We start from the raw sequence: 18,091 nt of genomic DNA on the forward strand, positions 1-18,091 counted from the left end.
GCGGGACCGAGAGTTCCCGCCCCAAGGGTCGAACCGAAAGTCACCGAGACCATGCCTTCCGATCAAGCCATCTCCATCATCGGCCTCGGCTATGTCGGCCTTCCCATCGCCGTGGCGTTCGGCCGGAGCGGCCGGCGGGTGATCGGCTTCGACATCGACGCCCGGCGGGTGGACGAGCTTCGGCGCGGCCACGACCGGACCGGCGAAGTCACGGCGGAGGCCCTGGCCGAGGCGGCGCTCGATCTGACCGACGATCCAGACGCCCTCTCCGCGGCGGCGATCCACATCGTCACCGTGCCGACTCCCATCTCCGACGCCAAGCGTCCCGACCTGGGACCGCTGCTGGCGGCGTCCCGCACGGTCGGGCGGCACCTGAAGCGCGGCGATCTCGTCGTCTTCGAGTCCACCGTCTTCCCCGGCGCCACCGAGGCGGAATGCGTGCCGATCCTGGAAATGGAGTCGGGGCTGGCGCTGGGACGGGACTTCGAGGTCGGCTATTCGCCGGAACGGATAAATCCGGGCGATCAAGAGCACCGGTTCGAGACCATCACCAAGGTGGTCTCGGCGTCCAGCCCGGCGGCGCTCGACGCCGTCGCCGGCCTCTATGGTGGCGTCGTCCGGGCGGGCATCCACCGGGCGCCCTCGATCGCGGTGGCGGAGGCGGCCAAGGTGATCGAGAACACCCAGCGCGACCTCAACATCGCGCTGATGAACGAGTTGGCCTGCATCTTCCAGCGCTTGGGCATCGACACCGGCGACGTGCTGGCGGCGGCCGGCACCAAGTGGAACTTCCTGAAGTTCACGCCGGGCTTGGTCGGCGGCCACTGCATCGGGGTCGATCCCTACTACCTGACCCATAGGGCCGAACAGGTCGGCTACCAGCCGGAGGTGATCCTGGCCGGCCGCAGGATCAACGACGCGATGGGAGCCGTGATCGCCGCCGAGACCGTCAAGCGGCTGCTGCGCGCGAAGGCCGGGGGAGGCACTGGCGGTGGACCGATGAGGATCACCATCCTGGGCCTGACCTTCAAGGAGAACGTCCCCGACATCCGCAACACCCGCGTCGTCGACATCGTCCGCGAGTTGGAGAGTTTCGGCGCCGCGGTGTCGGTCCACGATCCCCTGGCCGACCCGGCCGAGGCTTTGCTGGAATACGGCATCGCGCTGAAGCCTTGGGATGAACTGCCCGGCGCCGACGCGGTGATCCTTGCCGTTCCCCACGCCGATTATCTGGCGGCGGGCTGGCCCGGCGTCACCCGGCTGCTCGACGGAGGCGTGGGCTTGGTGGTGGATATCAAGTCGCGCCTGGACCGCGCGGTCACGCCGGACGGCGTCAGCCTGTGGCGGCTATGAGCGGCGGCGTCACGGCGGAACTGGTGCTGGTCGGCGGCGGGCACTCGCATGTCCAGGTGCTGAGGAGCTTCGGCATGCGGCCGATGCCGGGTGTGCGGGTCACGCTGGTGACCCGGGATGTGGAGACGCCCTATTCCGGCATGCTGCCGGGTTTCATCGCCGGCCATTACGACCATGACGCCTGCCATATCGACCTGATGAGGCTGGCGGGTTTCGCCGGCGCGCGGCTGATCCACACCGAGGCCAACGGCATCGACCGGACGAACCGCGGGGTCCTGCTCCGCGACCGGCCATCCCTGCGCTACGACGTGCTGTCGCTCGACATCGGATCGACGCCCAGGGCCCACGACGTTCCGGGCGCCGCCGAGCACGCCACGGCGGTCAAGCCGGTCGACAAGCTGGCCGGCCGCTGGGACGCGCTGGTCGGCCGGGTCCTGGCGTCGGAGCGGGCGCTCGACATCGTGGTGGTCGGCGGCGGCGCCGCAGGCGTCGAGTTGGCGCTCGGGATCGACCATCGGCTGAGGACGCTGATGGAGGCGGAGGGCAAACCCGGGCTTAGGCCGCGCGTGACCTTGGTGACCCGAGGCGAGTTGCTGGCCCATGACAGCGACCGCGTGCGCTCCCGCTTCGTCCGTGTCCTGGCGGAGCGGAACGTCGCCGTCCTGGACCACGCCGAGGTGGTCCGGATGGAGGCGGGCGCCGTGATCCTCGCCGACGGCCGCCGCGTCCCGTTCGACGAGGCGCTGTGGGCGGTCCAGGCCGGGGCGGCGCCCTGGCTGCGCGAAACCGGGCTGACGCTGGACGAGCGCGGCTTCGTCGCGGTCGAGCCGACCTTGCGCTCGGTCAATGACGAGCGTGTCTTCGCGGCGGGCGATGTCGCCGCCGTGCTGGCCCACCCGCGGGAGAAGGCGGGCGTCTTCGCGGTCCGCCAGGGGCCGCCCCTGACCGCCAACCTGCGCCGCGCGCTGGCGGGCCAGCCGCTGATCCCGTTCGAGCCGCAGCGCGACTACCTGAAGCTGATCACCACCGGCGACCGCTACGCCGTCGCGTCGCGTGGCGGTTGGTCGGCGGAGGGGCGCTGGGCCTGGACCCTGAAGGACTGGATCGACCGGCGCTTCATGGCGAGGTTCCAGGATGTCCCGGCGATGGCTCGCCGTCCTATGGCCCCGGAGACGACGGACCTGGAGCCGCGCTGCGCCGGATGTGGCGCCAAGGTCCCGTCCGATGTCCTGCGCCGCGCGCTCCGCCGACTGGATGCTGCGGAGGCCGACGGCACCGACGACGCGGCGGTGACCGAGCCGCCGCCGCAGGACCGGCTGATGGTCCAGACCGTCGATTTCTTCCGCGCCTTCACCAGCGACCCTTATCTGTTCGGCCGGATATCCGCCAACCACGCGCTGGGCGACATCCACGCCATGGGAGCGGAGCCGCTGACCGCCCTCGCCATCGCCTGCGTGCCGCCCGGCCGCTCCGACATCGTCGAGGACGACCTGTTCCAGATGCTCAAGGGCGGTCTGGACGTGCTGCGCGACGCGGGCGCCCAACTGGTCGGCGGCCACAGCGCCGAGGCCGGGGAACTCGCGTTGGGCTTCACGCTGACCGGATCGGTCGCGCGCGGCCACGTCTCGCGCAAGGGGGGATTGCGGACGGGTGACGCGCTGGTCCTGACCAAGCCACTCGGCACCGGCGTGCTGTTGGCCGCGGCGATGCGCGGCAAGGCGCGGGCGCGCTGGATCGCGGCGGCCTTGCGGGTGATGGACCAGCCGGCTGGTCCCGCCGCCCGCTGTTTGGCGGAGCATGGGGCGACCGGCGTCACCGACGTCACCGGTTTCGGTCTGTTCGGGCACCTCACCGAGATGATGGTGGCGTCCGGCGTCGGCGTCAGGCTCGACCCCGGTGCCGTTCCGGTCCTGGACGGCGCCGCCCGGATGCTGGATTCCGGCATCCGGAGCACCCTGCACACCGGTAACGCGGCGGCCGGCCGGTTCGCCGACGGACCCGTGCCGGACCTGCTGTTCGATCCACAGACGGCCGGCGGGCTGCTCGCGGGCGTGCCCGCGGACCGGGCGGCGGCTTGCGTGGCGGCGCTTCAGCGGCTTGGCTACGTCGATGCCGCCGTGATCGGCTTGGTGAAAAGGGCTTGGGATGGCGAACCTCGCGTCACGCTGGGGAACCTCCCGATGCTGGAGGGGGTTACCCAAGCGCCCGTCCCACGGGAGCCGGCACCCACAACCACGTGAACTGACGCCCAAACCCATGAAGCCCACGCTCAAGACCATGACCGGCGTCATCACGATCGTCCAGGAAGGGCGTTTTCGGATGGAACAGGAGGACGGACAGCCGATCCTTCTCGTGCTGGCTCCCTCCGCGCCGATCGAGCCGCAGGACCTGCCAGGGCTCAAACGCGCGCGAGCGCGGGTGACGGTCGCCTATGAGGACTCCGCGACCCTGGTCGCCGGCGTCGTTCACGATATATGGCTCGCTGAAGACAGTGAGTTATCAAAAGACCGTGAGTTGAGGGCATCTTGATGAGACGCAGCCGTCCCCCGATCATCCGCCGCACCCTCGCCGACCGTATCGGCGGTTTCGTGCGCGATTGGTCGGTGCCGCGCCAGATCGCCGGCCAGTCCTCCGCCACCAAAGCGGCGGAAAGTGCCCTATCGCGCGGCTTGCGGCCCCGGCTGGACGAGGCGGACACCGTCGGCACCAACATCTGCCCTTACTGCGCGGTCGGCTGCGCCCAGCTGATGTACGCCAAGGACGGCCGGGTCATCCATGTCGAGGGTGACCCCCGCAGCCCCATCAACCAGGGAACGCTCTGCCCCAAGGGGGCGGCGACGCTGGGGTTGATGACCATGCCGGAGCGGCTGGACAAGATCAAATACCGGGCCCCCCACTCCGACCGGTGGGAGGAGAGGTCGATGGATTGGGCGATGGACAGGATCGCCCATCTGACCAAGAAGACCCGCGACGAGGCGTTCGTCCAGGAACTCCCCGACGGCGGGACGGTCAACCACACGCAGGCGATCGGCTCGCTGGGCGGCGCCACCCTCGACAACGAGGAGAACTATCTGATCAAGAAGCTGTTCTCCGCCGGTCTCGGGATGGTCTGGATCGAGAATCAGGCACGCGTCTGACACAGTTCGTCGGTGCCCAGTCTGGGCACCACCTATGGCAGGGGAGCGGCGACGCTCGCCCAGTGGGATCTCGCCAATTCCGACTTCGTCCTGGTGATGGGGTCGAACATGGCCGAGAACCATCCGATCGCCTTCCGCTTCGTGATGCGGGCGAAGGAGAAGGGCGCCACCATCGTCCACGCCGATCCGCGCTTCACGCGGACCTCGGCGCTGGCCGACATCCACGCGCCGCTCCGCGCCGGCACCGACATCGCGTTCCTGGGCGGCATCATCCGCCACATCCTGGAGAACGACCTGTGGTTCAAGGACTATGTCCTGAACTACACCAACATCGCGACCATCATCTCCTCGGACTACCAGGATCCGGAACAGCTGGATGGCTTGTTCTCCGGCTGGGACGAGGAGAAGAAGAGCTACACCGTCGATAGCTGGCAATACAAGGACATGAAGGTGCCCTCGTCGCTGGCGGAACACGAACCGAGCACCAGTGATTCCTTCGACGAGGCCGCGAAGTCGACGAGCGACGGCCCGCCGCCCGAGGACCGCACGCTCCGGCACCCGAATTGCGTCTACCAGATCATGAGGCGGCACTACGCCCGCTACACGCCGGAGATGGTCGAGCGGGTGACCGGCTGCCCCGCCGGCACCTTCCTCAAGGTCTGCGAGGCGATCACCCGCAACTCCGGCCGGGAGCGGACCGGGGCGATCTGCTACGCCGTCGGCTGGACCCATCACAGCACCGGCGTGCAGATGATCCGGGGCGCCGGCATCATCCAGGCGCTGCTGGGCAATGTCGGGCGGCCGGGCGGCGGCGTGCTGGCGCTGCGCGGCCACACCAGCATCCAGGGCAGCACCGACATCCCGACGCTGTACGACATGCTGCCGGGCTATCTCCAGCAGCCGAACGCCAACCAGAAGCACGCCGACCTCCAGGAGTTCCTGGAGACCGAACAGACCCCGACCGGCTGGTGGCACAACCTGCCCAAATACATGGTCAGCCTGCTCCGTGCCTGGTACGGCGACAACGCGACGGCGGAGAATGGCTGGGGCTATCGATGGCTGCCCAAGATCGTCGGCGACCATAGCCAGTTGCCGATGACGCTGGCGATGCGCGATGGCGTGATCAAGGGCATGTTCTTCCTAGGCCAGAACCCCGTGATCGGCGGCAGCAATTCCAAGCAGGTGCAGGCCGGGCTGGCCAAGCTCGACTGGATGGTGGTCCGCGATTGCGCCGAGACGGAGACCGCGTCCTTCTGGAAGGAGGGGCATCTGGTCCGCGACGGCGACATGCGTCCTGAGGATATCGGGACCGAGGTGTTCCTGATGCCTGCCTCGCTGGCGGGCGAGAAGGACGGCACCTTCACCAACACACACCGCCTGCTGCAATGGCACGACAAGGTGGTCGACGGGCCGGGCGACAGCCAGTCGGAGCTGTGGTTCATCTATCATCTGGGCCGCCGGCTGAAGGCGCTCTACGCCGACAGCGACCTGGAACGGGACCAGCCGATCCAGAACCTGACCTGGGACTATCCCGAACGGGGACCCGACCGCGATCCCTCGGCCGAGGCGGTGCTGAAGGAGATCAACGGCTACACCTGGCTCGACCGCCGGCAACTCTCCGGCATTCCCGATATCAAGGACGACGGCTCGACCGCGTGCGGCTGCTGGATCTATTGCGGCGTCTTTCCCACCCACAACGACAACAAGTCGCGCTCGCGCCGGGCGGACGGACCCGACGGGCCGGGCACCCATCTCGGCTGGGGCTTCGCGTGGCCCGACAACAGGCGGACGCTCGCCAACCGCGCCTCCGCCGACCCCGAGGGCAAGCCTTGGTCGGAGCGGAAGCGCCTGATCTGGTGGGACGCGGAGAAGGAGACCTGGACCGGCGACGATCAAGTCGATTTCGTCAAGGACAAGCCGCCCGGCTTCAAACCGGACTGGAGCAAGCACCCGACCGGAATGGACGCGCTGGGCGGCGACGCTCCCTTCATCTTGATCGCGGACGGCAAGGCGGCGCTGTTCTCGTCGTCGGGTCTGAAGGACGGCCCCCTGCCGACCCATTACGAACCGCTGGAGAGCCCGGTCCATAACCAGCTCTACAAACAAGAGGCCAACCCCGTCGCCAAGCATTGGGAGAAGCGGGACAACGAGTTGGCGGAACCGGGCGATCCGCGTTTCCCCCATTCCTTCACCACGTACCGTCTCACCGAGCATCATTCCGGCGGCACCCCGACCCGCTCGGTGCCGGTCACGGCGGAGTTGCAGCCGGAGGGCTTCGCCGAGATCCCGACCGAACTGGCGCGGGAGCTGGGCATCGGGAACACCGACTGGGTGGTGATCTCCACGCTCCGGGGCGAGATCGAGACCAGGGCCTTGGTGACCGACCGGCTCCAGCCCTTCCACCTCGGCGGCGGCAAGACCGTCCACCAGGTCGGCATGCCCTGGCATTTTGGCTGGAAAGGCTATGCGACCGGAGATATCGCCAATGTGTTGACCGCCGTGGTGGGTGATCCCAACACCAGCATGCACGAGAACAAGGCGCTGGTCTGCGGCCTGCGTCGCGGACGCTTGGCGCGGGATGGCGGCCGCCACGGAGAGAGTTGATGGGAGAGAGTTGATGGGCGTCCATCCCAGGGCACTCGATTACGCCGAGTCGTTCCCGAACCGAGTCATCCCCGACGAGGCGGAACTGACCTGCGGCACCAGGATCGAGCCGGGCAAGAGCTATGGCTTCTTCACGGACACGACGCTGTGCATCGGCTGCAAGGCCTGCGAGGTCGCCTGCAAGGAGTGGAACAGCCTGCCAGCCGACAATCTCGGCCTGACGGGGCACAGCTACGACAACACCGGCGATCTCGGCGCCAACACGTGGCGCCATGTGGCGTTCATCGAGAAGATCGGCGCTGGCGACGACCGGGTCCAGGAGATGGCGCCGTTCCAGAGCAACTGGCTCATGATGAGCGACGTGTGCAAGCACTGCGCGAACGCGCCCTGCCTGGAGGCCTGCCCGACCGGCTCGATCTTCCGAACCGAGTTCGACACCGTCGTGGTCCAGCAGGATATCTGCAACGGCTGCGGCTATTGCGTGCCGGCCTGCCCGTTCGGCGTGGTCGAGCTGAGCCCCGCAGACGGCAAGGCCCACAAATGCACGCTGTGCTACGACCGGCTCAAAGGCGGGCTGGAGCCGGCCTGCTCCAAGTCGTGCCCAACCGACAGTATCCAGTTCGGCGAGGTGAACGAGTTGTTCGACCGCGCCCGCGGCCGGGTCGAGAGCCTGCACGGGAAGGGCGCCACCGACGCCTATCTCTACGGCGCACCCGACACGCCCGGCGCCACCGGCGGTCTGAAACACCTCAACGCCTTCTTCCTGCTGACCGACAGGCCGGAGGTCTACAACCTGCCACCGGAACCGACCCGGGCCAGCGCCAGGGTCCGGCCCAGCCTGCTGACCGGCCTCGCCACCATGGCGGGCCTCACCCTCGCCGCGGCGGCGCTGATGTCGGCGGGGCGGGACCGGCGATGAGGGGCTTCCGCGAACCCGCCACTCGTGACTGGAACGGCGAGACCTATTACGATCTGGCCTCGGTCAAGCCGAGCCCGTTCGACTGGAAGATCGCCGCCTACGTCTACATCGCGGGACTATCCGGCTCGGCGCAGATCATCTCGACCCTGGCCAACACGCTGGGCGACGGGCGCGACGAGACGATCGTGCGGAATGGCCGCTATCTGGCGCTGGCGGGCGCCTTGCTCGGACCGCCCTTGCTGATCGCGGATCTCAAGACGCACAAGCGCTTCTACAACATGCTGCGGATCTACCGGACCAGTTCGCCGATGTCGTTCGGGTCCTACATCCTGATGGGATTTGGCGCCACCAGCGGCCTGACGGCTTTGGGTCACCTGCTGGGCGGGTCCGGGCGGGAAGGGGACGGCTCCCGTCCCCGCGCGCGCCGGGTGGCCGACATGGTCCAGGTGCCGGCCGCCTTCCTGGGCGCTGGCATGAGCACCTACACCGCGGCGTTGCTCAGCGCCACCAGCACGCCGCTGTGGGCTTCGGCGCCCCGCGCGATGGCGGCCCAGTTCGGCACCTCGGCGATGGCGACCGCCGCCGCGGCGCTGTCGCTCGGCGAACAGATCTCCGGCGATCCGGAGAACTGCCGCCGGCTGGACGGGCTGGCCGCCGTCGCCGCCGCTGGGGAACTGGTGGCGAGCGCCATCGCGGAGCGTGGCCGCCGTCAGGTTGGCACTGCGGACACCTTGCGCGAGGGCGCCACCGGGAGCAGCTACAAGGTGGGAGCCTTGGCATTGGGCCTGGGTGTGCCGCTGGCCTGCCACGCGATCAACGCGCTCTCGAAAAAGCCGAGCCGGACGTTGTCGGTGGTGGGTTCGCTGGCGCTGCTGGCGGGCGGCATGGCGATGCGGCAGGCGGTGTTCCAGGCCGGCAACAAATCGGCGGAACGTTCCGCGGATTATTTCCGCATGACACAACGTTCACTGGAGGGACCGGAACCGCGCCGCCGGGTCGACCGGATGGTCGAGGACACCTCCCGGCGAGGCTGAGCCTCGCGGGGGTGCCGAAACGAATAGTCCAAACTTGACGGGTGATTAATCGGAAGCGGCGGGAGCCTCGGCTTCCGGAGCGGCGGCGACAGGGGTGGGTGCCGGGGTGTCGGTCTTCTTGGGACGCTTGCGGTACTGGTTCTTGTAAACGACTTCCTCGGAAGGACCCGGCGGACACTGGGTGATCTTGTTGCCCTTGGCGAGGTACTCGTCGACCAGAGCGTTGAGATTGTTGATCGATCCAGTCTGACTTTTCTGCGACTTCATTACGGTTCCTTGCATCGACGAGGACGGTGGCGGATGCGGCGTAACGGGCCGGTTCCGCGCCTGCATAGTCACATATCTTAACAGATGGGCATTCGATGGGTTGCCGTACAGGCGGTATGACCAGATTACGCCGAGTCACCCGATAGATTGGTCTGATGAACGATTGGGTAGACCTTGAATCCGCCTCGTCCGCACCGCACCATGGGCCACCGCTTCCAGGACATCCCCATGCCCGATTCCTCCCGGCGGCGCCTGATCGCGCTCTACGCCGAACTGGCCGCCCACACCGAACCCGAATGCGCCAGCAGCCGCTGCGTCAAGCCGCTGTCGTGCTGCGCGCCGATGTATTGCGACCTCGCCCGCGATTTCGCCCTGGAGAGTTGGGGCGTCAGGCTCGAGCCGACATGGCACCCGGCCCTACCCTTCATGGGTCCCCAAGGCTGCACCGTCGCCCCCCATCTCCGTCCGATCTGCACCGCCCACACCTGCGAGGTCAACGAGCACGGCTGCAAACGCGGCGACGAGGCCTGGACCGACCGCTACTTCGACCTGACGGAGGAGATCGGCGCGATCGAGGAGACCCTGTTCGGCCAGCGCTCGATCTGAGCGATACGAATCCCCATTATAGTTTTCCGCTGAAAACTATAATAGAAGCTGGGTACATGAAAGCTTTCAGCGTCTACGAACCGGATGAGGGCGGCGGGGGCCGGCTGATGTCCTGCTACCGTCCTCCCGTTCCGCCTCCACCGGCGCTGGACGATGTCTGGACCGCGGTCGAGCACGCGACGGAGGCGGTGGGAGCCTTCGATCGCGCCCTGTCGGCATTCCCACTGCCCGGAACGGTCGGCCGGCTGTTCGCCCGACTCGACGCCGTCCACTCCTCCGGCGCCGAGGGAGCGACTACCACCTTCACCGACCTGATGGAATTCCAATCGTCCCTGCGCCGCGCGCCCGACCTGTGGGACGCCACGCAGGTCGCCGCCTGCGCCGACGCCTACGAAACCTTGCTGGACTCATCTTCCGACTTGAAGGGATACATCCTCCACATCCACCGGCGCCTGTTCGAGCGCGCATCCGATCCACATGCCGCCGCTACGGCGGGACAGTGGAAGCGCCACGCCAACCGCACCACCGATCCCGACGCGCCGAACGGCATGTTCTTCTACACGCGGCCGGCGTCGGTGGCGGCGGCGCTGGACGAGTGGGAGCGGTTCACCCTGGACACCGGAGGACCGGAACTCGTCAGACAGGCGCTGTCGCACTGGATGTTCGAGCATATCCACCCCGTTGGCGACGGCAACGGCAGGGTCGGTCGGCTTTTGCTTCCCCTGATCCTGAGACGGAAATCGGCCACCGCCAACGCCTGCTGCTTCATCGGGGAAGCGGTCCACGGCAACAAGGACCTCTACGTCGAAGCCCTCAAGCGGGGGCGGATCACCGGCGACCTGACGCATTGGACGAGGCTGCTGCTCTCCTTCGCCGCCTGGAACGCCGAACGGAACCTCTCGCGATTGGACCGTATGGCGGAGATCTCGGAACGGTGGCGCGACGCCACCTCGCGCTTCCGGTCCCACAGTCTGGTCCACCGGCTGGTCCCCTGGGCGTTGACGAAGCCCATGTTCACCGTTCGGGACGCCCTGGCGGGGATCGGCGCCGGCACCTTCGCGAGCATGAACACCGCCGTTGGCCGCCTGGAACATCTCGGCCTGATCGAACCGGTCGAACACCCCGGACGGGAACGGTTGTTCATGGCGCCCGAGGTCATCGATCTTTTCGACACGGCCCGAAACACGATAAGGTCGCCCTGAGACGAGGAGCATGACGGCGGCATGGCCAAGCAATTCCCCCACATCACGGACGCGCACCGCGAGTTCATCGCGCGGCAGCACATATTCTTCACCGCGTCGGCGGCGGAGGGAACGCGGGTCAACTTGTCGCCCAAGCCGACCAACGCGTTCCGGGTGATCGGCGACAACGCCGTCGCCTACCTGGACCAGACCGGCAGCGGCAACGAGACGGCGGCGCATCTGCTGGCCGATGGGCGGCTGACGATCATGTTCTGCGCCTTCGACGGAGCGCCGCTGATCCTCCGCCTCTATGGCCGGGGAAAGGTCCTGCTCCGGGGAAGCGATGGCTACGCGCGGCTGCTGGGCGACGCGTTCGAGAACCAAGAGCTTCCGGGTGCCCGCCAGATCGTGACGCTCGACGTAGATCTGGTCCAGACCTCCTGTGGCTTCGGCGTTCCCCTGTTCGATCACCGCGCGGACCGGCCCACCCTGGACCGCTGGGCGGAGGCCAAGGGCGAGGAAGGCTTGCGGGAATACCACCGCGAGAAGAACGCCCACAGCATGGACGGTCTGCCGACCGGCATCCTCAGCGGGGAGAAGACGCCGGCTTGAAGCCCCGCGCCTCCAGCCAGCGGGCGGTCTCCGGCTCCGCCAGCAGGTCGATGAAGGCGCGTACCGCCAGGCGGTCCAGGCGGCTGGCCGGCACCACGAAATCGTAATGCTCCGGCTGGAGCGGCAGGAAGCCCAGCTGGTAGTCGGCGGCCACGGTCGAGATCGCGACACCCCAATCGGCGCGGCCCTGCGCGACCGCGACGGCGATCGCGTTGTGCGACTTCGCCTGCGCTTGGTAACCGGTCGGTCTGGCGCCGGTCAGCACGCGGTCGGTCAGGATGCGGGTGCCGCTGCCGGGATTGCGGTTGATCATCAGGCAGTCCCGGTCCAAAGCCGCCGCCGTCATCGCCTCGGCGGCGTCGCGGCCCTCGAATCGGGTGTCGCCGGGGCGGAACAGCACGCCTTGGAGCCTGCCGTAGCCTGGCACCAGGGTCATCCCCTCGGTCAGGAACGGTTCGTTGTAATGCCCGGTCGCAGGGTCCATCAGGTGGACGGCGGCCAAATCGCACTCGCCCCGCCGGGCCGCCGTCAATCCGCCCATGCTGCCGACATTCAGCACCTTGACCGTGACGCCGCGCCGTTGGAGCCGGCCCAGCAGATGGTCGAGACCGACGCAGTGGCTGCCGATCACCACGAGGTCGGCGGGCTCGACATTCCGCCCGATCAGCTGGACCGACACCGGCGTCCCGGCCTCGACCGCCTCCTCGTGCTGGGGGATCGCGACGAAGCCGTCGGCGTGGCTGAACGCCGTGACGGCGCCGGAGCCCTTGGCGAGCGGATAGGCCGCCAAGCCGTCGTCGGTCCGAACCAGCGACACCATGGAATACTCGGTCCGCCCCCGTTCCGATGTCAGCCGGATCGGCAGCACCGCCGGAATGGTCTCCTTCCGCTCCGGCGGCAGCCCGGCCAGCGCCCGGATCACCGGCGCCACGAATTCGTGGAAGGTGAAGATCGCCGAGGTCGGGAACCCCGGCAGCACCACCAGCGGCTTGCCCCCCGTCACCGCGAGGCACAGCGGCTTGCCCGGCTTCAGCGCGACGCCATGGACGACGATGCCCGGATCGTCGAACCGGCTGATCACCCGGTAACAGAGATCGCCCGCCCCCTTCGAGGTGCCGCCCGACAGGATCATCATGTCGCAGGCGGCCATCCCCTGGTCCACCGCGTCGCGCAAGGCCGCCTCGTCATCGGGACGGATGCCGAGCGGGACCGGCTCGCCGCCCAGTTCCGCGACGGCTGCGGCGACGATGGCGCCGTTGGAATCATAGACCTTGCCGGCCGGCAATGCCTCGCCCGGCGCCACGATCTCGTCGCCGGTCGACAGGATGGCGACACGTGGACGGCGGCGGACCTCGACCTCCGCGATGCCGACGGCGGCCAGCACGCCGATCTCGCGCGAGGTCAGCACCTGCCCCGCCCGCAACACCGTCTCGCCCCGTGCGATGTCGCTGGCGGCATAGGCGATGAACTGCCCCGCCGAGGCGGCGCGGTGGAACTCGACCCGTACGGCGCCCTCGGGCTCGTCGATCACGTCGGTGTGCTCGACCATCACCACCGCGTCGGCGCCGCGCGGCACCATGCCGCCAGTCGCGATCAAGGTGGCGGTGCCCGGCTCGACCGTCATGACCGGAGCCCGGCCCGGCGTCAGCGTCTCGTCGTTCAAGGTGAGGACGCGGGGCCGCTCCTCCGAGGCGCCCACGGTGTCGGCGGCGCGCACCGCGAAGCCATCGACGCCCGAGCGGTCGAAGCCCGGCACGTCCACCCCGGCCATGACGTCATGGGCCAGCACCCGGTTGAGCGCCGCCGCCAAACCGACCGTCTCCGACCCGACCGACGCGAGGGTCAGATGCCGATGGAACCGCGCCGCGGCCTCGTCACGCCCAACCACCTCCAGGAACTGCTCCTGGCGGGCCGCCGCGCGCAGCTTCCCGCGCAGGTCGTTTTCAGACATCCATCACCTCGATGACAAGAATCCCAGGCATTGATCTCAAGCATTCCGGGGCCCGAACAGGATGATCGCGGTGCCGACCAGACACAGCCCGGTCCCCGCCAGATCCCAGCGGTCCGGCCGCGCGCCCTCGACCACCCACAGCCAGCCCAGCGACGCCGCGATGTAGACGCCGCCATAGGCCGCATAGGCCCGCCCGGCGAAATCGGCGTCGATCCGGGTCAGGATCCAGGCGAAGGCCGCGAGGCTGAACAGGCCCGGCGCCAGCCAGAACGCCGGTTTGCCGAGCCGCGCCCAGGCCCAGAACGAGAAGCAGCCCGCGATCTCGGCCAGCGCCGCACCGGCGTACAACAGGAAGGTGGCGGCCATCGTCCCGCTCAACCCGCGGCGAGGTCGAAAAGATGGACCGTCACCGGGACGCCGGCCGGATAGCCCTCGCTGTCCGCCGGCACCAGCACGAAACCGTCGGCGCGGGTCAGCGACGACAGGCTGGCGAGACCACCGGAGCCGATCGGCTCGACCCGGCCATCCTCCCTCAGCCGTACCCGGCAAAAATCGCTCCAGCCGCCGGGCGAGACGATCTTCCGCGCCGTGACCGCCTCCCGGCGGGGGAACGGCAAGCCGGCGCTTCCCCCGGCCAGACGCCGGACCGCGCGCCCCGCCACCATCTCATAGGCGGCCAGCGCGCGGGCGGGAGCGCCGGGCAGGATCATGACGGGCGTGCCGCCGACTTGGCCCAGCGCCACGCTGTCCGCCGGCCGCATCGCGACGCCATGGATCTCCAGCGCGCCAGCCAGCGCCAGGGCCTCCGCCGAGTGGTCGGTCGCGCCCAACCCGCTGCCGCCCGTCACCAGGATCAGATCGGCACCACCCTCCCCCAGGGTCTCGGCGAGGGCGGCCACGTCGTCGGCCAGCGCCGGACGTGGATCGGCGATCCCGCCGTCGCGCGTGATCAAACCCGCCAGCGCCGGCCCATCCACATCGCCGCCCGCGGCCACCTCATCTCGCACCGGCAAGACCCGGACAACTGGCCGGCGGGTCACCGACACCGAGCCTACACACAGGACCGCCAACAAGGCGGCATCGGCCACGCGCACCCCGCGGCCCTTCGCCACCACGATCGTTCCGGCTTCGATATCATCGCCCCGCCGCTCGACCCCCTCCCCCTCGGCCACGGCGGCGACCAGTTCCATCATTCCGCCAACGGAACGGGTTTGATCCACCGCGACCACCGCGTCGGTTCCGGGCGGCGGCGCGTCTCCCACCGACACTGCGAGCGGCGCCCCGGACAGTCCAAGCGGCAGCGGATTGTAATCGGACGCTCCCACGGTATCGGCGGCGCGCACCGCGAAGCCGTCCAAGGCGATCCTGTCGGCGGGCGGCAGATCGCGCTCCGCGACCACATCTCCGGCGGCGAAGCGGCCCACCGCCTCGAACACCCCGACGCTCTCGTCCCCCAGCGCCGATACCCGAGCGTCGATCCAGGCCCATACCTGTTCGAGACTGGCACGCGCGGCGAATCCCCGCATGCGTGGGTGGGAGGATGGTTGAGGCATGGTCCGTGGCGACGTCATGGCCTTATCGTATAGCGGCATCGCACGGCGGCGGCACGGGAAAGGGGTTTGCCAATCCCGATTTTTTCGTTGTATATGGCAAGATACAACTTACGTGAAAGGGCATTGGACATGAATTTCTTGGCGGCCTTTCCCACCCGGCGGAACCTCATCGCGGCCACGCTGGCCGGCGCCGTCCTCGCGTTCGGCGCGATCATGGCCCCTGCCCTGGCCCCCGCCGCGGCCAATGCCCAGCCCCCCCTCGTGATGGCCGCCGCCAGCATGAAGGACAGCCTGGAGGAAGTGGCCAAACTCTACGAGCGGAAGACCGGCAACAAGGTCGGCCTGTCGTTCGCCGCCAGTTCCGCCCTCGCCAAGCAGATCGAGCAGCAGGCCCCCGCCGACATCTTCATCTCCGCCGACCTGGACTGGATGGACTATCTGGCCAAGCGCGACCTGATCAAGCCGGCGACCCGCGCCAACCTGCTGGGCAACCGGCTGGTCCTGATTGCCCCCAAGCCAGTCGCCAGCCCGATCACGATCGAGAAGGGTAATTTCCCGGTGCTCCAGCGTTTGGGTGACAGCCGGCTGGCGACGGGCGAGCCCAACAGCGTGCCGGTCGGCAAATACGCCAAGGCGGCGCTGACCAATCTCGGCGTCTGGGACCAGGTCGAGCCGAAGCTGGTCCGGGCGGAGAGCGTCCGCTCGGCCCTGGCCTTCGTGTCACGCGGCGAGGCGCTGCTCGGCATCGTCTACGAGACCGACGCCAAGGTGGACAAGGGCGTCGAGGTCATCAGCGCCTTCCCGGCCGACAGCTATCCCGCGATCATCTACCCCGTCGCCCAGACCGCCATCGGCAAGGCGCCGGACGCCGAGGCCTTCCTGGCCTTCCTGAAATCGCCGGAAGCCTTCGAGGTGTTCAAGAAGTACGGCTTCACGCCGGCGCCCGCCACGCAGGGCTGATCGGGCCAGCGCTGACCAGGAACCGCGCATGCTGACTCCCCTGGAGATCGAGGCGCTCAGCCTGAGCCTGTGGGTCGCCACCTGGAGCACGCTGGCCGTGCTGCCGTTCGCGATCCTGGTGGCCCTGGTGCTGGCGCGCGCCGATTTCTGGGGGAAGTCGCTGTTCGACGGCATCATCCACATGCCGCTGGTGCTGCCGCCGGTCGTGATCGGCTATCTGCTGCTGGTGACGCTGGGAACGCGCGGCCCCATCGGGTCGTGGCTGCTGGAGACCTTCGGCATCCGGCTGATCTTCACCTCGACCGGCGCCTCGGTCGCCGCCGGCGTCATGGCGTTCCCGCTGATGGTGCGAGCCATCCGCCTGTCGGTCGAGGCGATCGACGGCGGGCTGGAGGCGGCGGCCCGCACGCTGGGCGCCGGCCCGATCGACCGCTTCCTGACCATCACCCTGCCCTTGATGCTGCCGGGCATCCTGTCCGGCGCCGTGCTGGCCTTCGCCGCCAGCCTGGGCGAGTTCGGCGCCACGATCACCTTCGTGTCGAACATCCCGGGCGAGACGCGGACCCTGCCGCTGGCGATCTATACCGCGACCCAGACGCCCGACGGCGATCTCGAGGCGGCGCGGCTGGTCGCATTGTCCTTCACGCTATCGCTGGGCGCCCTGATCTTGTCGGAATATCTCGGGCGCCGCGTGCGCCGGATGATGGGCCGGCCATGAGGAACCCCCCTCTGCTCGATGTGGCGATCCGCCGGCGCCAGGGGTCGTTCGACCTCGACATCCGGTTCCAGGCGCCGATCCAGGGGATCACCGCGCTGTTCGGGCGCAGCGGTTCGGGCAAAAGCTCCGTCATCAACGCCATCGCCGGTCTCGCCAAGCCCGACGCCGGGCATATCAGGCTCGACGGCACGGTGCTGTTCGACAGCGCCCAGGGCATCGACGTGCCTGCGGAGCGGCGGCGGACCGGCTATGTCTTCCAGGACTCGCGCCTGTTCCCGCACATGACCGTCGTCAACAACCTGCTCTACGGCATGCGCCGGGTGCCGGAGCGCGAGCGGCGGATCTCGCTGGACCCCGTCGTCGAGCTGCTCGGCATCGGCGCCTTGCTCACCCGCAAACCCCATACCCTGTCGGGCGGCGAGCGCCAGCGCGTCGCGGTTGGGCGCGCGCTGCTGGCCCAGCCGCGCATCCTGCTGATGGACGAACCGCTGGCCTCGCTCGACGCGGAGCGGAAGGCCGAGATCCTGCCCTATATCGAACGACTGCGCGACGAGCTGAACATCCCGATCGTGTTCGTCAGCCATTCGGTGGACGAGGTGGTCAGGCTCGCCACCACCCTGGTCCTGATGGCTGACGGCCGGGTGACGGCCACCGGCACGGTCGCCGACCTGTCGGTCCGGCTGGATGTCGGCGCCATCCTGGGCGGCCAGGAGGTCGGGGCCGTGCTGGACACCGTGGTCGCCAGCCATGACGCCGCCACCGGCTTGACCGCGCTGACCTTTCCCGGCGGAACGCTGACCGTGCCGCAACTGGATCTTGGCATCGGCCAGCACCTCCGTGTCCGCATCCAGGCGCGCGACGTGATCCTGGCGCTGGAACCGCCATCGCGGATCAGCGTGCACAACATGCTGGCCGGGCGTATCGTCGAGCTGGGCGCGGAATCCGGACCGTCGCGCGACGTCAAGATCGACCTGGGCGGTTCGTTCCTGCTGGCGCGGGTCACCCGTCATTCGGTCGAGCGCCTGGAGCTTGGCGTGGGCACGCCGGTCTTCGCGCTGGTCAAGAGCGTCGCCTTCGACCGGGTGTTCCCCGGCCCCTCTGGGTCTGGATCCGGATCCGGCCCCGGACCGGGGGGAAGGAACATCGCGCTCTAGGCGACCGTTTCGCCTATGGTGGTTATCATCAAGTTCAAGAAC

The 18,091-nt window shown here is 68.6% G+C and carries 17 protein-coding genes; 13 read left to right on the top strand and 4 right to left on the bottom strand.

All coding sequences use genetic code 11. The features are described from left to right. Positions 1-51 precede the first annotated feature (51 nt). The 7 genes from N825_RS11100 to nrfD are packed head-to-tail and all read left to right on the top strand — an operon-like array spanning position 52 to position 9,047. On the top strand, positions 52-1,353 hold the full coding sequence (locus N825_RS11100) for a nucleotide sugar dehydrogenase (protein WP_037451188.1): 1,302 nt from the start codon (positions 52-54) through the stop codon (positions 1,351-1,353). Next, on the top strand, positions 1,350-3,593 hold the full coding sequence (gene selD, locus N825_RS11105; protein ID WP_063833741.1) for a selenide, water dikinase SelD: 2,244 nt from the start codon (positions 1,350-1,352) through the stop codon (positions 3,591-3,593). The genes N825_RS11100 and selD overlap by 4 nt, the downstream gene beginning before the upstream one ends. Positions 3,594-3,609: 16 nt before the next feature. Continuing rightward, complete coding sequence (locus tag N825_RS11110; protein WP_037451191.1) at positions 3,610-3,882, top strand: hypothetical protein; 273 nt, start codon at positions 3,610-3,612, stop codon at positions 3,880-3,882. Continuing rightward, a complete protein-coding gene (locus N825_RS41170) occupies positions 3,882-4,490 on the top strand; it encodes a dehydrogenase (RefSeq protein WP_037451194.1) in 609 nt (202 codons plus the stop codon). The genes N825_RS11110 and N825_RS41170 overlap by 1 nt, the downstream gene beginning before the upstream one ends. Positions 4,491-4,502: 12 nt before the next feature. Next, a complete protein-coding gene (locus tag N825_RS11120) occupies positions 4,503-7,094 on the top strand; it encodes a molybdopterin-dependent oxidoreductase (RefSeq protein ID WP_198038278.1) in 2,592 nt (863 codons plus the stop codon). A gap of 13 nt (positions 7,095-7,107) precedes the next feature. After that, positions 7,108-8,013: a 4Fe-4S dicluster domain-containing protein gene (locus N825_RS11125; RefSeq protein WP_037451196.1), complete on the top strand. Its 906-nt coding sequence runs from the start codon at positions 7,108-7,110 to the stop codon at positions 8,011-8,013. Beyond that, on the top strand, positions 8,010-9,047 hold the full coding sequence (gene nrfD / locus N825_RS11130; RefSeq protein WP_051512021.1) for an NrfD/PsrC family molybdoenzyme membrane anchor subunit: 1,038 nt from the start codon (positions 8,010-8,012) through the stop codon (positions 9,045-9,047). Before N825_RS11125 ends, nrfD begins: the two co-directional genes overlap by 4 nt. A 45-nt stretch (positions 9,048-9,092) precedes the next feature. Here the strand turns inward: nrfD and N825_RS11135 are convergent, their stop codons facing one another. After that, a complete protein-coding gene (locus N825_RS11135; protein WP_037451198.1) occupies positions 9,093-9,314 on the bottom strand; it encodes a hypothetical protein in 222 nt (73 codons plus the stop codon). A gap of 228 nt (positions 9,315-9,542) precedes the next feature. Here N825_RS11135 and N825_RS39730 point away from each other — a divergent pair, with 228 nt between their 5' ends. The 3 genes from N825_RS39730 to N825_RS11150 are packed head-to-tail and all read left to right on the top strand — an operon-like array spanning position 9,543 to position 11,713. Next, positions 9,543-9,920, top strand: a complete 378-nt coding sequence (locus N825_RS39730; RefSeq protein WP_198038280.1) for a hypothetical protein — start codon at positions 9,543-9,545, stop codon at positions 9,918-9,920. A 56-nt stretch (positions 9,921-9,976) separates the two neighbouring features. Beyond that, positions 9,977-11,122, top strand: a complete 1,146-nt coding sequence (locus N825_RS11145) for a Fic family protein (protein ID WP_037451204.1) — start codon at positions 9,977-9,979, stop codon at positions 11,120-11,122. 21 nt (positions 11,123-11,143) lie between these two features. Then, on the top strand, positions 11,144-11,713 hold the full coding sequence (locus N825_RS11150; protein WP_037451208.1) for a pyridoxamine 5'-phosphate oxidase family protein: 570 nt from the start codon (positions 11,144-11,146) through the stop codon (positions 11,711-11,713). Here N825_RS11150 and N825_RS11155 read toward each other — a convergent pair. Genes N825_RS11155 through N825_RS11165 form a run of 3 tightly spaced genes read right to left on the bottom strand, consistent with a single transcriptional unit; the run spans position 11,688 to position 15,217 of the window. After that, a complete protein-coding gene (locus N825_RS11155; protein ID WP_037451211.1) occupies positions 11,688-13,664 on the bottom strand; it encodes a molybdopterin biosynthesis protein in 1,977 nt (658 codons plus the stop codon). The genes N825_RS11150 and N825_RS11155 overlap by 26 nt on opposite strands. Positions 13,665-13,700: 36 nt before the next feature. Next, positions 13,701-14,030, bottom strand: a complete 330-nt coding sequence (locus N825_RS11160) for a YnfA family protein (protein WP_037451214.1) — start codon at positions 14,028-14,030, stop codon at positions 13,701-13,703. A gap of 8 nt (positions 14,031-14,038) precedes the next feature. Beyond that, complete coding sequence (locus N825_RS11165) at positions 14,039-15,217, bottom strand: molybdopterin molybdotransferase MoeA (protein ID WP_211098390.1); 1,179 nt, start codon at positions 15,215-15,217, stop codon at positions 14,039-14,041. Positions 15,218-15,346: 129 nt separating this feature from the next. On the opposite strand from N825_RS11165, the gene modA reads away from it, so the two are divergent. Genes modA through modC form a run of 3 tightly spaced genes read left to right on the top strand, consistent with a single transcriptional unit; the run spans position 15,347 to position 18,049 of the window. Next, positions 15,347-16,177, top strand: a complete 831-nt coding sequence (modA, locus tag N825_RS11170) for a molybdate ABC transporter substrate-binding protein (RefSeq protein ID WP_051512025.1) — start codon at positions 15,347-15,349, stop codon at positions 16,175-16,177. Between the two features lie 28 nt (positions 16,178-16,205). Next, the gene (gene modB / locus N825_RS11175; RefSeq protein WP_037451216.1) at positions 16,206-16,895 is read left to right on the top strand and encodes a molybdate ABC transporter permease subunit; all 690 of its coding nucleotides are present in this window, start codon (positions 16,206-16,208) and stop codon (positions 16,893-16,895) included. 11 nt (positions 16,896-16,906) lie between these two features. Further along, positions 16,907-18,049 carry a molybdenum ABC transporter ATP-binding protein gene (gene modC / locus N825_RS11180; RefSeq protein WP_198038302.1) on the top strand — a complete coding sequence of 381 codons (1,143 nt, stop codon included), beginning with the start codon at positions 16,907-16,909 and terminating at the stop codon, positions 18,047-18,049. Positions 18,050-18,091: the final 42 nt, after the last annotated feature.

The organism is Skermanella stibiiresistens SB22, assembly GCF_000576635.1.
GTDB lineage: Bacteria > Pseudomonadota > Alphaproteobacteria > Azospirillales > Azospirillaceae > Skermanella > Skermanella stibiiresistens.

Excerpts from the sequence above, each read along its gene's own strand:
- nrfD (WP_051512021.1), top strand. The coding sequence starts at position 8,010 with ATGAGGGGCTTCCGCGAACCCGCCACTCGTGACTGGAACGGCGAGACC.
- N825_RS11100 (WP_037451188.1), top strand. The coding sequence starts at position 52 with ATGCCTTCCGATCAAGCCATCTCCATCATCGGCCTCGGCTATGTCGGC.
- N825_RS11155 (WP_037451211.1), bottom strand. The coding sequence starts at position 13,664 with ATGTCTGAAAACGACCTGCGCGGGAAGCTGCGCGCGGCGGCCCGCCAG.
- N825_RS41170 (WP_037451194.1), top strand. The coding sequence starts at position 3,882 with ATGAGACGCAGCCGTCCCCCGATCATCCGCCGCACCCTCGCCGACCGT.
- N825_RS11145 (WP_037451204.1), top strand. The coding sequence starts at position 9,977 with ATGAAAGCTTTCAGCGTCTACGAACCGGATGAGGGCGGCGGGGGCCGG.
- modB (WP_037451216.1), top strand. The coding sequence starts at position 16,206 with ATGCTGACTCCCCTGGAGATCGAGGCGCTCAGCCTGAGCCTGTGGGTC.
- selD (WP_063833741.1), top strand. The coding sequence starts at position 1,350 with ATGAGCGGCGGCGTCACGGCGGAACTGGTGCTGGTCGGCGGCGGGCAC.
- modA (WP_051512025.1), top strand. The coding sequence starts at position 15,347 with ATGAATTTCTTGGCGGCCTTTCCCACCCGGCGGAACCTCATCGCGGCC.
- N825_RS11160 (WP_037451214.1), bottom strand. The coding sequence starts at position 14,030 with ATGGCCGCCACCTTCCTGTTGTACGCCGGTGCGGCGCTGGCCGAGATC.
- N825_RS11110 (WP_037451191.1), top strand. The coding sequence starts at position 3,610 with ATGAAGCCCACGCTCAAGACCATGACCGGCGTCATCACGATCGTCCAG.
- N825_RS11125 (WP_037451196.1), top strand. The coding sequence starts at position 7,108 with ATGGGCGTCCATCCCAGGGCACTCGATTACGCCGAGTCGTTCCCGAAC.
- N825_RS11165 (WP_211098390.1), bottom strand. The coding sequence starts at position 15,217 with ATGCCTCAACCATCCTCCCACCCACGCATGCGGGGATTCGCCGCGCGT.
- N825_RS39730 (WP_198038280.1), top strand. The coding sequence starts at position 9,543 with ATGCCCGATTCCTCCCGGCGGCGCCTGATCGCGCTCTACGCCGAACTG.
- N825_RS11135 (WP_037451198.1), bottom strand. The coding sequence starts at position 9,314 with ATGAAGTCGCAGAAAAGTCAGACTGGATCGATCAACAATCTCAACGCT.
- N825_RS11150 (WP_037451208.1), top strand. The coding sequence starts at position 11,144 with ATGGCCAAGCAATTCCCCCACATCACGGACGCGCACCGCGAGTTCATC.